This is a genomic window from Nostoc sp. FACHB-190, from assembly GCF_014696905.1.
Classification (GTDB): Bacteria; Cyanobacteriota; Cyanobacteriia; order Cyanobacteriales; family Nostocaceae; genus Nostoc_B.
On the sequence record NZ_JACJQW010000008.1, the window covers coordinates 86,447 to 101,980 of the forward strand.

A 15,534-nucleotide genomic window follows, 5' to 3' on the forward strand; every position below is an offset into this window, starting at 1 on the left:
CCGGTCAGCAATTTGTAAGGCTAAATTTGCGTTCTGCTCAACTAATAAAATAGTTACACCTGTCGCCCTTAAATTTTCAATAATTGCGAAGATTTCTTTGACAATAGCTGGTGCTAAACCCAAGCTTGGCTCATCTAACAATAACAATTGTGGTCTACTCATTAAAGCCCTTGCGATCGCCAACATTTGTTGTTCACCACCACTGAGAGTTCCGGCTAACTGATTGCGGCGTTGTAGCAATCGCGGAAATAACTCAAATTGACGTTGAATATCAGCTTTAATTTCTGCTTGATTAGAACGGATATAAGCACCTAATAATAAATTATCAAAAACAGTTTGCTTTGCCAAAACTCTCCGCCCTTCTGGACAATGGGCAATCCCCAATTTCACAACTTCATGAGGTTGACGGCGGGTAACATTGCGTCCACTATAAATAATTTCGCCACGCACAGGATTAACTATTTTGGATATAGCTCTGAGTGTAGTAGTTTTACCAGCACCATTCGCACCAATTAAAGTAACTACCTCACCTTTATTAATAGTTAAATTAATCTTTTTCAGTGCTTGAATCCCGCCATAGTTTACATCCAAATTTTGAACATCCAAAATTTTAAAATCTTCTGTATTTTCATATCGGCGTTCATCGGCGTTCATCGGCGGTTGCATCTCAAAAGTATCTATAAAAAATTATCTACCTTTGTGAATCATTTTTGTGTGGATACAAGAAAGTTCCGCAACCATCTAATTGCTTCGCTTGTCGTGTCTTCCCGCGCAATTCGGAAACAGTGCTGTACAATTTCTGGAATGTTAGGAAAATAACTGCTTTCACTCAGTGTATAATCTTCCCCTTGTAACCTATAAATTAACAACTGTTTATTTCTCAGCAGCCAGACCTCCGGCACTTTATATACTAAATAATCATTAACATCGGTATAACTAGTAACATCTATTTCAATGGCTAAATCTGGCGGCGGATCATTTTGCCAATCAATCCAGCTTTTACCGACTGCTGATTGCCAATTTTCAATATAAAAGCAAAAATCAGGCTCAATACCGCTAACCTCTGGCAAACTCATGGTGATGGGTGTAAACGACTCATACTTACGGTTTAAATAGTCAAGTATAGTTATTGCAACCAACGCCAGTAAGCTTGTATCTCTTCCATGTTCTGGTAATGGTGCCATCAATAAAATCTCCCCTGGTCGATATTTAATCCGAGGGATGGAGCGATCGCCTAACACTGATACCATTCTTTGATAGTCTTGCCAGTTTCCCAAAAGTTTCAGGACAGCGCCAGCAGGGAGATGAATTTTTTCTGATGTAACTACGGTATTCATGAGTTATGCAGAAATATAACAGTCATATTTGAGAAATTAACAAAAGAGACAAGGTAGACACAGGAGACAAGGGAGAGAGGTTTGTTAATCATTTAGGATTGCTATCTTAAGAATGATCTAATAGAAAATATCAATATATTTAATGGCTACTAACTTTTCTAGTCCCTAAGTCTTGAGAATGTTGGGTTCCGTTCCTCCACCCAACCTACACCTTTTCTAGCCCCTAATCCCTTCTCTCACCCTCTTGCTAAGATAACATCATGATTGACATGGGAGGAATCAATCGTCATGAGTGTGATTGTGGCTAAATGGACGATTGACGAATATCATCGCATGATTGAGGCTGGCATTTTAAGCGATCGCCAAGTTGAACTTTTGCAAGGAGAAATTATCGAAATTTCACCAGAAAGCGAACCTCATGCTTATTCTAGTGATGAAGCGGGTGAATATCTAGCAAAGTTACTGGGTGAACGAGCCTCAATTCGTGAAGCTAAACCAATTACCTTACCTAACAACTCTGAACCAGAACCAGATATTGCCATTGTCCAACGTTTGGGACGGCAATATAAACACCATCATCCATATCCAGAAAATATTTTTTGGTTGATTGAGTATGCTAACTCTAGTTTAGAAAAAGATTTAGAGATAAAAACTAAAATCTACGCCCTAGCAGGTATTTTAGAATATTGGGTTGTGAATTTAAAAAAGCAAAGTCTCATTATATTTCGAGAAATTCTCAATGGAGAATACACCTCAAAGCAAACATTAACGGCTGGTATAATTCAGCCACTAGCATTTCCCGATGTTGATGTGGCAGTAGAAAAAATTATTAATAACTAATAATGGAAAATACACAACTTTGGTATATTGTCAAGCGCAAAGCCCAAAACTGCGAAATCGTCCCCAGCAATTTAGTTAGAGACGATGATCCAGAGATTATAGAAAAGTGGGGAACATTTACTTCCCAAGAAGAAGCGATCGCGCGGCGGATCGGGCTAATCAGGGCTGGTAAATGCCAACCCCAATAATAGTGCTGAGTGCTGAGTATGCGGGATGAATTGCGATTTTAGCCAAGCTTAAAGGTTGATTTTTTGCGTCTTGGCACGAGTCAGAAATCATCCCATGTTTAAAACCCTCTAATTATTTTTCTCCGCCCTAGTTATACCTTTGGCAGCAATTTGTTTACCCAAAATTTCCACGCCTTTAGCATATTGTGGATCAGCCATAGTTGCTAGTTTGTCACGCTCATGCAGCCATAAATCTTGCCGTTGAGCATCTGTCAAATCCACTTTCACATCGGGGTCAATCCCGTGCTTATTAATATCTTTACCGCTAGGAGTGTGATATTTAGCAATTGTCACCGCCAATCCAGAGCCATCATCTAGGGGACGCACCGACTGTACCAATCCTTTACCAAAGGTTTGAGTACCTACCAAAACAGCCCGTTTATTGTCCTTTAAAGCTCCCGATAAAATTTCACTAGCACTAGCAGAACCCTTATCTACCAACACTACTAATGGTTTATTGGTGAGAGCGCGGCCATTGGCAACTTCTCGCTCTTGCTCGCCTTGGCGGTCAATGGTAGAAACAATTGTGCCTTTATCTAGCCACATCCGAGCAATTTCTACACTAGAGAATAACAAGCCACCAGGGTTGCCACGCAAATCGAGAACATAGCCAGCAACTTTCTTAGACTCTAAATCTTTGATGGCGTTTTGCATTTCTTTACCAGCATTAGCACTGAATTGGTTCAGGCGGATGTAACCGATATTCCCTGCTGGTGATTTTTTTTGCGAATAACGTACTGGATGAATTTCAATCCTGGCGCGTGTGATGTTGAACTGCTTGATAGCACCGTTACGCTGAATTGTAAGTGTAACTTTAGTATTTGGTTCGCCACGGATTAAGGATACAGCTTGGTTTGTATCCATACCCTTAGTGCTTTTATCATTAATTTTGAGGATGATATCTTTGGCTAAGATTCCCGCCTTAAATGCCGGTGTATCTTCAATGGGCGCAATCACAACCAATTGCTTGGTTTTTTCATCCTGACTGATAGTAATCCCGATACCTGTGAGTTCTCCAGAGGTATCAACCTGCATATTTTTGAACTCTTCCGGGTCCATAAACCTAGTGTAAGGATCACCAAGTTTCTTCAGCATTTCCCGGATGGATTTATAGGCTTCTTGCTGATTACTGTAGGACTTGTTCAGGTACTCCTTACGAACAGCCTGCCAATCTACTTGGTTAAAAGTGCCATCTACGTATTGGCGGTTAACAATTTGCCAAACTTCATCTACTGTTTCCTTGGGACTTGCTTTAAATAAAGCCTGACCACGCGAGTGAATGCCCAAGCTAGTAACAGCAATTGTGGAGAGTGTTACTGCCGTAGCACCCAAAACAAGCCTACTTTTTGTAATCACCATAATGACAGCTGTGTCAGAGGGAAAATAATAGTCAGTATGCCCAATCTAACACAGGTATTCTGCAAAGACCGGGTATGTATTTCTAATTTCATGAAAATACTTGACAATCCGGCGAACTTGGGAAGTATAAAGTCTGAAGTATGAAGGATGAAGTATGAAATTGAGCTTTGATGGTTCCTGGTAGTGATGGGTTTCGCTTCTTACAGACAAGCAGCCCCAAACAATTTTACATAACTTCATACTTCATACTTCACACTTCTTATGGATCTACCCAACGTCCATCGGCTTTAATCAAATTGATTAACTCTTCTACACCTTGGTCTTCTGGAACTTTTTTAATTTCCTCTCGCCCGCGATATAAAGAAATGTAACCAGGAGTTTTGCCCACATAACCATAGTCAGCATCTGCCATTTCGCCAGGGCCGTTGACAATACAACCCATCACGGCGATATCTAACCCTGTTAAGTGTTTGGTGGCTTCCCGGACTTTATGTAGTACTTCTTCTAAGTTAAATAAGGTGCGTCCACAGGAAGGACAAGCGACATATTCCACCATTGTTTTCCGCAGTCCCAAAGCTTGCAAAATGCTATAGCAGACCGGGATTTCGTTTTCTGGTGCTTCTGTGAGGGAGACGCGGATGGTGTCACCAATGCCATCTGCTAGTAAGGTGGCAATACCCGCCGTAGACTTGATTCTGCCGTATTCACCATCACCTGCTTCTGTGACACCCAAATGTAAAGGATAGTCCATACCTAATTCGTCCATCCGCTTGGCTAACAGACGATAGGCGGCTACCATCACGGGAACGCGAGAGGCTTTCATGGAAACCACTAAGTTGCGGAAATCTAATGATTCACAAATACGAATGAATTCTAAAGCTGATTCCACCATTCCTTCTGGAGTATCACCGTAGGTAAATAGCATTCTTTCCGCTAGGGAACCATGATTTACCCCAATCCGCATCGCTTTGCCTTGGTCGCGCAAGGAAACTACTAGAGGCTCTAGAGTTTCGCGGATTTTATCGCCAATTTCCTCAAATTCGGATTGAGTATATTCGGTACGGTTGGCGTTTGGTTTTTCAAACACATACAATCCAGGGTTAATCCGTACTTTCTCGATGTGTTTGGCAACTTCTAAAGCAATTTTCATGCCATTGTGATGTACATCAGCCACAATGGGTACATCTTGGTAAGTTGTAATGATTTTTTGCTTAATTTCTGCCAATGCTACAGCGTGAGCGAGGCTAGGCACTGTGACACGAACGATTTCGCAGCCGACTTCGTGCAAGCGACGAATTGCGGCGACAGAACCATCAATATCCAGAGTGTCTTCGTTAATCATTGACTGCACCACCACAGGGTGTCCGCCGCCGATGGTGACATTGCCTACTTTGACTGGCCGAGTTTTACGCCGTTTGATTGTAGTATCAAAGGTGGGTTGACTAGATGTGGTGTTTGAGCTTGTAGGTGTAGGCAGAGTTTGCATAACTCATTCAGTAAATTTTTGTAGCTAAAAATATTCAGACTAAACAATCCTGTCTCTCAGAGTGCCACAATGGGGGCTTTTTTTGGCGACGGGATGGGAAAAAAGCAGATGACGATCGCCATACATCATCATATATAGCAGGTGATAGGTGACAGGTGATAGGGATAAAATGAAAAGCGATCGCATCATCACGGCGATCGCTCTTCATTTTTACTATTTTAGTTCTGTGCTTAATTCGGCTTAAATAGCTGCCAAGCTATCAGTAAAATCAGCACAATCAAAAACAAATAAACAATTAGGTCGGTTTTATCATATCTAGTCTTAGTTTGGGTTTGACGCTGATTGTTGTTAGCTCTGCTATTATTTGTGTCTGGTCTTGGTTGCGGTGTGATTGGAATAACAGGTTTAACTTGTTCTGCAACTGGAAGATTATTGGTTTCTGGCGGTGATGGTGGTGTCACTGGTTGAACAGGTTTGATTTGTTCTGCAACTGGAAGATTATTAGTTTCTGGCGGTGATGGTGGTGTCACTGGTTGAACAGGTATGACTTGTTCCGCTACAGGAAGATTATTAGTTTCTGGCGGTGGTGGTGGTATGACTGGTTCCGCTACAGGAAGATTATTGGTTTCTGGCGGTGGTGGTGGTGTAACTGGTTCTACAGGTATAACTTGTTCCGCCACAGGAAGATTATTGACTTCTGGCGGTGGTGGTGGTGTGACTGGTTCCGCAACTGGAAGATTATTGGCTTCTGGCGGTGGTGGTGGTGTGACTGGTTCCGCAACTGGAAGATTATTGGTTTCTGGTTGTGGTTCTGGCGTTACTGGTGCAATAGGAGTGACTTGTTCCGCAGTCGGTTTGCTATCTTCAGCCGGAATAACTTCCAGGTTCCACTCATTACCGATACCTGTACCCCAAGTTGTGACACCTTGTTGAGAGTCTGGACGATGTAAGTAATCACCTTTCCAAGATTTTAGTCTGATGGTGCGATCGCTTACTGATTCCACCAGCCACTCATTACCGATACCAGTTCCCCAAGTGGTGACACCCTGTTCTGAGTCTGGACGATGTAAGTAATCACCTTTCCAAGATTTTAGTCTGATGGTGCGATCGCTGACCGACTCCACCAGCCATTCATTACCGATACCAGTTCCCCAAGTGGTGACACCCTGTTCTGAGTCTGGACGGTGTAAGTAATCACCTTTCCAAGATTGCAGCTTGATTTTGCTATTGTTTGGTAGATTTACTGCTGCATCTGTAGAATTTTTTTCAGGTTCAATGTTAGTTGTGGCTGACTCTGGCTGTGGTGCAACTGCTGGTTCTACTGCTTTTTCAGGTTCAAGGTTAGTTGCGGGTGCAGGTTTGATGAGTAGTTCTTGCTGTTGCCAAATCGCGCCGTTAACTGTACCGTTGTTTGCACGGCTAGTCTTGTCGGCTACTACAGTACCGGAACATTCATTTAACTGCCAGTAACCAACTAACCCGTCCTCATTTCCTGCAAGTCTGCTGTGCAGATGCTGTTGAATTTCTGCTTGGCTGCGAGCAATATTCCAAACCCGCACTTCTGAAATTTGACCATCAAAGTAACCATCCTGCGGCCAGTTACTTCTACCGATGTAGTTTTGTGTCCGGTTAATATTTGCTGGGAGTTGTAGCTGTCCACTTTGAATTAACTCACCATTTTTGTAAAGTTTCGCAAATCCTGACTGATCAATTGTTGCAGCTAAGTGCGTCCACTTGCCAGTTTCTAGAACTGCGGCGCTAGTAATTCGTCTTTCTCCGGCGCTAGTTTTGACATCTAAAGCTAGTTGATTAGTGGTTTCTGGATTGGCAAAAACAATATTATTGCTACTTACGCCATTGCCAAAATCGATAATTCTTGACCAATATTTAAAGCTGTTGTAGCGTACCCATGCTTCTACACTAAAGCCCTGAGAATAATCAATATTTACAGCAGGTAAAGATACATAATTATTTTGACCATTAAATTCTAAAACACACTGTCTAAGTGCAGTTGGAAATTCATAAAGTTCTTGAATATCTTTTTCAGATAATGCTCGATTATAAATCCGCACATCATCTATCACACCTTTGAAAAATTCGGTATGAGAGTTATGGGCTGCACCAATTTTTAAAGTTAAAGAATTAGTATTAACTGCCTCACTATGATGTTGTCCTGAACCATCAAGATTACCATCTAAATAAAAGGTTGATACACCTTTAGAGAAAACTACAGCTACGTGATGCCACTCGTTGAGAGAATAAGCAGTGTGAGCAGATACGTTTTGTTTTCCGCCAGTTAGACGCAATCTTCTGCCAGTACTGCCATCGTAGGTATCAAAATTATAGCCATCGTTGACACCTGCTGTAGTTTTGTCAATTAGTCTGTAACCTCTTAATGAATTATCTTCTGGTTGGTTAATCCAGAGGGAAATAGTAAAGTTATCAGTAAGGTTTAGCAGGTCATTGTGGGCGATTTCGATATAGTCATCAATGCCATCAAATTGATAAGCACTGTTAGGATTCCCAAATCTATCCTTGGTAAGTGTTGCACCGTAGACAGTTCCATGAAGTCCGTGTCCACTGCTATCATCTGCATTGCCGTTAAATGGATAATGAGCTACTAAACCTTGTTTGAGTAGTTCTGTTGCTAATTCTTGAAACTCTGCACTACTCAAAATCCATGCGTCGGAATTGCCGACAATTTTGCTCAGTTTTTCAGCAGCTTGCATAATTATTGCCCTGTGTTGTTGATTGAAATGATCTGTTGAAGCTACGCAAAAAAAAGAAAGATAAGGGTTTGATGAAGGGTGAAGGGGTATAGGGGTGTATGTATTAAAAACCCTTATATAACCTCAAGCCCTTACACCCATTCTTAACAGACAAACTTTGTCTGTAAGTCCTGGAGATGTTTTGCAGTCCGATACTTCAACAATTGGTTACAATGGGGGAATTTCTAGTGAAAATTAACGATACTCATTTCCACTTCATCAAGATATCCACTTATTGGCTGATCGTCCTACGTATAATTACTGAAATCTCTGGAAATCTACTTAAAACTAGGATGTTATTATTACTATGATTTCAATTAGTAAATTTATATGATTGTGAGTTTTTAGAACTTCAAAGTGCTGAATTTTGAGAGGCGATCGCACTCAATATCAGTTCCCAAAATGCACGAAATCTCCTAGACAATTTCCTAGTTTAATGAGGTACAAATTTATTTAATCTTATTCTGTCTCAAGCAGATAGTGATGAAAGATTTTATGTACTAAGTGAAGATGGGCAAGAGGGAGATACAATTGTAGTTCTGTTAAATCCATCTATATTTAAATTTCTTCAAGACATTAGTAAGTTTGAGAATCAAGACGTACCAAAGCCTATCGAGACATATTTTGAGAGTATATTGTCCTGAATATCAAGTAAAAAGTGCTGCACCAACTGTGCAGAATAAATATTGCCAGTGTTGTTTTCAAAAGTAAAGATTGAGAAAAACCTGAGATATAGGAATACGGTTTGATTTCTGAATCTAGTTGTGCAGACAGGGAGTAGGGAATGGGGAGTAGGGAGTAGGAAAGAAGCCTGAACTGGGTGTACTGATTTTTTCCCAAATCAAATATGAGTCCTATAAGTAACCACGCAAAATTAATTACAGTCATTGCGAGCGAAGCGAAGCAATCCCAGCCCTTGCGATTGCTTCATTTCGCTTCGCTCCATTCGCAATGACTTTGTGTAATTAATTATGTTTAACTACTTATTGCAATACAGTTCAGTTAAGGCAACAACTTAGACTGGTGTAGGTTGGATGGAGGAACGGAACCCAACATTTTCAAGGTTTTGTTGGGTTACGCGGCTACACCCAACCTACTATTCTCTTAACTGAACCGTATTGTCCTATATTGCTGGTTATTTAACTGGTTACGATTTCCTCTTCAATGCTTTATCTGTGGCAAACATTTTTTGAATTGGGATTACTTTAAGTTAATTCCAGTCGTCCGCGATAACCGGTGACAATGCGGCTACCATCCTTGAGAATGTGAATTTCAATTTGGTCACTAGCCCAAGTAATTTGGTCGGCTAAAGCAGGGTTAAAGACATTTACTCGCTGGTTACTAGAAGAAACTGGGGAGTTGGGGGAATTAATCGCCAGGGATTCGACAAATGGCCCATCAATTAAAATATCTAATTGTGCTAATAGTTCTTGTGAACCTGGAGGTGCGGAGTCGGACTGGAGTTGCTTGAGGGTAAAACCTGTAAAAGACATCACATTTAAGCCCGCAGCTTTTAGTTTACGTGCTAAAGCGGCTAAAGCAGGTGCTTGCCAAAACGGTTCGCCACCAGAGAAGGTGACACCTGTGTTTTGGGGTTTACTGAGAATTTGCTCGGCGAGGGTATCAACAGCAATCAGTTGGTTAATCTCAAAAGGCCAAGACTCAGGATTAAAGCAACCAGAACAGGCGCGGGGACAACCTTGCACCCAAATCACAGCGCGACAACCAGGGCCATTAACTTCTGACTCATCAACATAACCCATAATGTTGAGATAGCCAGGGGGAATTTCTAGAAGTGTTGGTGATGGGTAAGTTGGTTGCGTTTCCATCTGTTTCCTCCTGTGCTGAAATTACCCAATACTCTTGATGTGTTGATTTGGAATTATGCGGTGCGATCGCCGTCAAAACCTACATCAAAGCAATTATCGCTACCAGTCACTCGACATACTGCATTTGATTTGACTAAACTGCCATTCTCCATAATTCCATCAACATTGAACCCGAAAAAAATGAGGAACTTGTGAAGATATCTCGCCTAACTCGTAATTCACGTTTTCTGTGGAACACAAGTAAATTCGGCAATCAAACCAAATTACTATAGGACTCATATTTGATTTCTGAAAAAAATCAGTACACCCAGATCAGGCTTCTTTCCTACTCCCTACTCCCCATTCCCTACTCCCTGTCTACACAACTAGATTCAGGAATCAAACCGTATTCCTATATCTCTGCGTTATATTTATTAATAATATTCTAATTTTATGAAAATATTTTCCCTTTGATCCCCAGAAATTTTTAATAAATTATAAAATCAAGAGACATTTATGTATGATCAATCGATGAAAATTCTATTGGTTGATGATCAGCCCACTGATTTAAATTTTTTAACTCAAATTCTTGAAGGCGAAAATTATCAGGTACAAAAAATAACTTCAGGTAAACTGGCAATTGACGCAGTACTCAAAATATTGCCTGACTTAATTTTACTAGACATTCTCATGCCGGAAATGGATGGTTATGCAGTCTGTCAGTATCTCAAAACTCAGCCACAAACTCGACATATTCCGGTTATTTTGCTCAGTTCTATAGAAACCTTACAAGATAGAGAGAAATTTTTTCAATTAGGGGCTGTTGACTATATTACCAAGCCACTGTGCGCTCCCGAAATTTTAATTCGTGTGCAGAATTGCATTCATCGTCACATCCAGTCTCAGCAAATAAAGTTGGCATCAATACCAACAAAGGATACATCTCAGGCACAAGCTTTAAAATTGCTAAATCTTAAACTCCGTAACCATAACTTAGTATTAACGGAATTAGCTAAAAATCAGATATTATATCAAGGTGAGATCAAACAAGCATTTGGCGCAATTACAGAAGCAGCTACGAAAAGCTTGGAAACAGAACGAGCTAGTATCTGGTTATATAATCAAACTGCAACTGCGATTTCTTGCCTAGATTTATTTGAGCAAAGTCATCAGCGTCATAGTGAAGGGCGTACCTTAGCTGTAGTAGATTATCCGATTTATTTTCAAGCTTTGCAGCAAGAAGAAATCATTGCGGTGGAGAATGTTCACATTGATCCGCGAACCCAAGAATTTGCTCAACCTTATTCCGAAATCAACGTTATTTCGATTTTAGATATACCGATTCGATCAGCCGGAAAAACGGTGGGAGTTTTGTGTTTAGAAGCGGTGGGAGAATTGCGAAATTGGACATTAGAAGACCAAAACGTTGCCCGTTCCCTGGCAAATATCGCATCTTTAATATTGGAAGCGCGGGAACGTCAACGCGCCGAAACCGCACGTCAAGCTTCGGAAGCCAAGTTAGCATCAGCCTTTAAAGCTTCTCCTGACCCAATTATTTTGTGTAAACTGCCAGAAACTCGCTACATCGAAGTTAATGATAGTTTTTGTCGGCTATTTGGTTATTCTCGTACCCAAGTGATTGGTCACACTGATCAAGAATTGCAGATTTGGGCTAATTCGCAAGAAAGTGTGTTTCTGACACAAATTTTGCAACAAACTAAATCTTTACGCAATTATGAAGTTGATTTCCGTACCGCCAATAGAGAAATCAAAACTATGTTGTTCAGTGCGGAAATGATTGAAATTGATGGTCAAAAATATGTGTTAGCTACAGCGAAAGATATTACAGACCGGAAGCAGGCAGAAAATGAAAGTCGGCTACTACTATTAACATCCCAAGCTATTACCCGCGCGGTGGATGTTAATAGTGCTTTAAAAGTGGTGTTGCGTTTAATTTGCCATTCTATTCACTGGGATTTTGGGGAAGTATGGCTACCGAGTAAAGATGGGAAATGTTTAGAACATAGTTTAGTTTGGTATGGCGAAGAAACCAGCTTAGGACAATTTTCTCTCAATAGCCAAACAGTCAAGTTTGTTGTGGGTGAGGGGCTACCTGGGCGGATTTGGCAAAATAAACAACCAGAATGGATTGAAGATGTTTCTGTGGCTACGCAACCATTATTTTTGCGATCGCCACAAGCAGCCCAAGTAGGATTAAAAGCAGCCTTTGGTGTGCCAATTTTAGCTGATGGTGAAGTATTAGCAATTTTAGTCTTCTTTAAACGCACTGCTGTATCTATTGATAAGCGGTTACTGATGTTAGTTGGGGCTGTGGCGACTCAGTTAGGCAGTTTAATTCAGCGCAAAATGATCGAAGCGGCCCACAGACAAAGTGAAGAACGTTTACAACTTGCCTTAGAAGCCAGCGACTTGGGTTTGTGGGATTGGAATTTGATCACAGATCAAGCTTACTGTGGCTGGCAATGGAAACACATTATGGGATACGAAGGCCATTATCTAACAAATACTTCTCAAGCACTGGAGAAATATATCCATCCAGAAGATTTACCAGCAGTCAGTTCTGCTTTAAAAGCCCATCTGCAAGGGGTGAGTGCTGTTTATGAAGTTGAGTATCGGATGCTCGGTGGTAATAATGAATGGAAATGGATTCATTCTCGCGGGAAAATTGTTGAATGTGATGATTGGGGTCAGCCGTTGCGGATGATCGGTACTCATAAAGATATTACAGAACGCAAAACTTTAGAGCGAGAATTGGCACTGCGAGAAGCGCGTCTGAATGCCTTTTTTAGTAGTGCGCCTGTGGGGATGAAAATACTCGATAATCAATTACGGTATGTACAGGTAAATCAAGTTTTAGCTGATATTCACGGATTATCCCCAGAATCACATATTGGTAAAACGGTATACGAAGTTATACCCCAAATTGCACCTTTATTAGTGCCATTTTACGAACATATATTATCGACTGGCGAAAAAATTCTCAATATAGAAATTTGTACAACCACACCCAAGCAACCAGAAATATTGAGTTATTTTTTAACTTCTTATTTTCCGATTCCCGATGAAGACAATCGGATTTCGGGAGTGGGGACAGTGGTAGTAGACATTAGCGATCGCAAACGTGCAGAATTGGCTTTGCAAGAAAGTCGGCTGCGCTATCAAACCTTAGCGGATGCTTCACCAGTTGGCATCTACCATACAGATAAATTTGGTCATTGCATCTATCTTAATCAGCGTTGGTCGGAAATTACTGGTTTACCACAAGCAGAAGCAATGGGTACTGGCTGGGCAAAGTCCTTGCATCCTGATGATCGCGATCGCGTTTTTGCTACCTGGAATGAAGCCGCCGCCGCTAAATCTTTATATACATGCGAACATCGTTGTCTGCGTCCTGATGGAAAAAGTGTTTGGGTGATTTGCCAAGCCATACCAGAACTCGATGAACATGGAGAAATTACCGGACATATAGGGACAATTACAGATATTACCGAGAGTAAACTAGCAGAAGCCGCTTTACGAGAGAGTGCTGAACGAGAAAAAGCAATTGCCCAAGTCATTCAAAGAATGCGCCAAACTTTAGATTTACAGACAATTTTTGCCGCGACAACTGAAGAATTACGCCAAGCATTAAATTGCGATCGCGTGGTTGTCTATCGTTTTAATTCTGACTGGAGTGGTGAATTTGTCTCAGAATCAATGAGCGAAGGTTGGGTTTCTTTAATGTTAGAACAAATCCATGATCCCATCATTGCCAACGATGTTTTAGAAGATGGTCGCTGTCTAGAAACGATTTTACAAAGTGCCACTTATCCCATTCAAGATACTTATCTGCAAGCCAATCAAGGCGGTGTTTATGAGCAAGAGATAAATTTTCGGTGTGTGGCAGATATTTACAAAGCCGATTTTGACTCTTGTTATTTAGACTTATTAGAACGTTTTCAAGCCAAAGCTTATATTCTTGTCCCAATTTTTTGTGGAAGCAAATTGTGGGGTTTACTCGCCAGTTATCAAAACTCTAATCCGCGAGAATGGAAAACAGGTGAAATTAATATTGTTGTGCAAATTGGCAATCATTTGGGCATTGCTTTGCAACAAGCCGAACTACTAGCACAAACCCAAAGACAATCACAAGCATTACAAGCAGCAGTAATTACTGCTGATGCTGCTAATAAAGCCAAAAGCGAATTTCTCGCCAACATGAGCCACGAATTACGCACACCACTCAACGCAATTCTTGGCTTTACCCAAGTTATGAGTTATGACAATCAACTGTCAACAGAACACCAACAACACCTAGCAATTATTAATCGTGCTGGCGAACATTTGCTCAACTTAATTAACGACATCTTAGAAATGTCTAAAATTGAAGCCGGCAGAACCACATTAAACATCAGTCATTTTGATTTAATTGCCTTATTAAATAACCTAGAAGAAATGTTGCGGTTGCGTGCCGAATCAAAAGGTTTACAACTACAGTTTGAATACGCACCACAGCTACCTCAGTATGTGCAAACAGATGATAATAAACTACGGCAAGTTTTACTTAATCTTTTAGGCAATGCGATAAAATTTACCGCTAAAGGTAGTGTGATTTTGCGTGTCAAATTAGCCCAAAAATCTCAACAACATACAGAAAATATTTTTTCTCACTCGCTTCTCTTCGAGATACAAGATACAGGCGTTGGTATTTCTCCTCAAGAAATTGATTTGTTATTTAAAGCCTTTGAACAAACTGAAATTGGACGAAAATCTCAACAAGGAACGGGACTCGGTTTAGCCATCAGTCGTAAATATGTGCAGCTGATGGGAGGAGATATCACTGTTACTAGTCAAGAAGGTATTGGCACTACTTTTACTTTTCAGATTGATATTGATTTCGCCGCAACTAGTCAACTTACAATCAGTCAAAATCAGTGTCGAGTTCTTTGTTTAGCACCAGGACAACCTGAGTACCGAGTTTTAGTTGTAGATGATGTTTTAGAAAACCGTTTAGTATTAGTTAAATTACTACAACTCAGAGGTTTTGTAGTGCGTGAAGCAACAAATGGCCAGGAGGCGATTAACTTATGGCAAGAATGGCAACCACATCTAATTTTTATGGATATGCGTATGCCTGTGATGGATGGCTATGTAGCAACAAAGTTAATTAAAACTGCAAATGAAACCGCAGTGTCTTCGTCAGTCAATGCGATTATTATTGCTTTAACTGCCCATGCTTTTGAAGAGCAAAGAGCAGCTATCCTATCAGCAGGTTGTGATGATTTGATTAATAAGCCGTTTCGTGAAGCAGAAATATTGGAAAAAATTCAACAATATTTAAATGTTCAATATATCTATCAGGAAGGAACTCAGCCTAAGATTAATGAAATACAATCAAATATTAGCCATAATACCATACACCAAGAAGTATTAGATTGGTTAGACCAAATGCCTGATGAATGGCTGAAAAAACTACATCATGCTGCGGCTCAGTGTAGTGATGATTTAATTTTAAAGTTAATGTCAGAAATTACCCTTAAAAATCCCAGATATCAAAAGTATTTAATCGAATTAGCGCAAAACTTTCGGTTTGAAATCATTATGGATTTAGCGAGCCAGAAATCAAATATATAGGAATCCGGTTTTATTTCTGAATTTATTTGTGTAGGTAGGGAATAGGGAATGGGGAGTCGGGAGTAGGAAAGAAAC

At 40.5% G+C, this 15,534-nt stretch carries 9 protein-coding genes and 1 pseudogene; 3 read left to right on the top strand and 7 right to left on the bottom strand.

All coding sequences use genetic code 11. The annotated features are described in order from the left end of the window. Positions 1-123 precede the first annotated feature (123 nt). Both H6G28_RS11895 and H6G28_RS11900 read right to left on the bottom strand, forming a co-directional pair. Positions 124-666 (bottom strand): annotated as a pseudogene (locus H6G28_RS11895) (ABC transporter ATP-binding protein); the annotation flags it as partial. Positions 667-704: 38 nt separating this feature from the next. Next, complete coding sequence (locus H6G28_RS11900) at positions 705-1,337, bottom strand: Uma2 family endonuclease (RefSeq protein ID WP_190670954.1); 633 nt, start codon at positions 1,335-1,337, stop codon at positions 705-707. A gap of 288 nt (positions 1,338-1,625) precedes the next feature. On the opposite strand from H6G28_RS11900, the gene H6G28_RS11905 reads away from it, so the two are divergent. Together H6G28_RS11905 and H6G28_RS11910 are read left to right on the top strand one after the other, a co-directional pair. Then, the gene (locus H6G28_RS11905; RefSeq protein WP_190670956.1) at positions 1,626-2,177 is read left to right on the top strand and encodes a Uma2 family endonuclease; all 552 of its coding nucleotides are present in this window, start codon (positions 1,626-1,628) and stop codon (positions 2,175-2,177) included. 2 nt (positions 2,178-2,179) lie between these two features. Next, positions 2,180-2,365 carry a DDE transposase family protein gene (locus H6G28_RS11910; protein WP_190594065.1) on the top strand — a complete coding sequence of 62 codons (186 nt, stop codon included), beginning with the start codon at positions 2,180-2,182 and terminating at the stop codon, positions 2,363-2,365. 108 nt (positions 2,366-2,473) lie between these two features. Here H6G28_RS11910 and ctpC read toward each other — a convergent pair whose 3' ends face one another. From ctpC to H6G28_RS11935, 5 genes are all read right to left on the bottom strand, one after another. Further along, positions 2,474-3,763, bottom strand: a complete 1,290-nt coding sequence (ctpC, locus tag H6G28_RS11915; RefSeq protein ID WP_190594063.1) for a carboxyl-terminal processing protease CtpC — start codon at positions 3,761-3,763, stop codon at positions 2,474-2,476. Positions 3,764-4,022: 259 nt separating this feature from the next. Then, positions 4,023-5,249, bottom strand: a complete 1,227-nt coding sequence (ispG, locus tag H6G28_RS11920; RefSeq protein WP_190594062.1) for a (E)-4-hydroxy-3-methylbut-2-enyl-diphosphate synthase — start codon at positions 5,247-5,249, stop codon at positions 4,023-4,025. A gap of 34 nt (positions 5,250-5,283) precedes the next feature. Beyond that, positions 5,284-5,457: a hypothetical protein gene (locus H6G28_RS11925; RefSeq protein WP_190670957.1), complete on the bottom strand. Its 174-nt coding sequence runs from the start codon at positions 5,455-5,457 to the stop codon at positions 5,284-5,286. Between the two features lie 22 nt (positions 5,458-5,479). Continuing rightward, positions 5,480-7,978 (bottom strand): LamG-like jellyroll fold domain-containing protein, encoded by a 2,499-nt coding sequence (locus H6G28_RS11930; protein ID WP_190670959.1) that lies wholly within the window; start codon positions 7,976-7,978, stop codon positions 5,480-5,482. A 1,244-nt stretch (positions 7,979-9,222) separates the two neighbouring features. Then, positions 9,223-9,846, bottom strand: a complete 624-nt coding sequence (locus H6G28_RS11935; RefSeq protein WP_190594059.1) for a 4Fe-4S single cluster domain-containing protein — start codon at positions 9,844-9,846, stop codon at positions 9,223-9,225. Positions 9,847-10,341: 495 nt separating this feature from the next. Here H6G28_RS11935 and H6G28_RS11940 point away from each other — a divergent pair, with 495 nt between their 5' ends. After that, positions 10,342-15,459, top strand: a complete 5,118-nt coding sequence (locus tag H6G28_RS11940) for a PAS domain S-box protein (protein WP_190670961.1) — start codon at positions 10,342-10,344, stop codon at positions 15,457-15,459. The last annotated feature ends 75 nt before the right edge of the window (positions 15,460-15,534 follow it).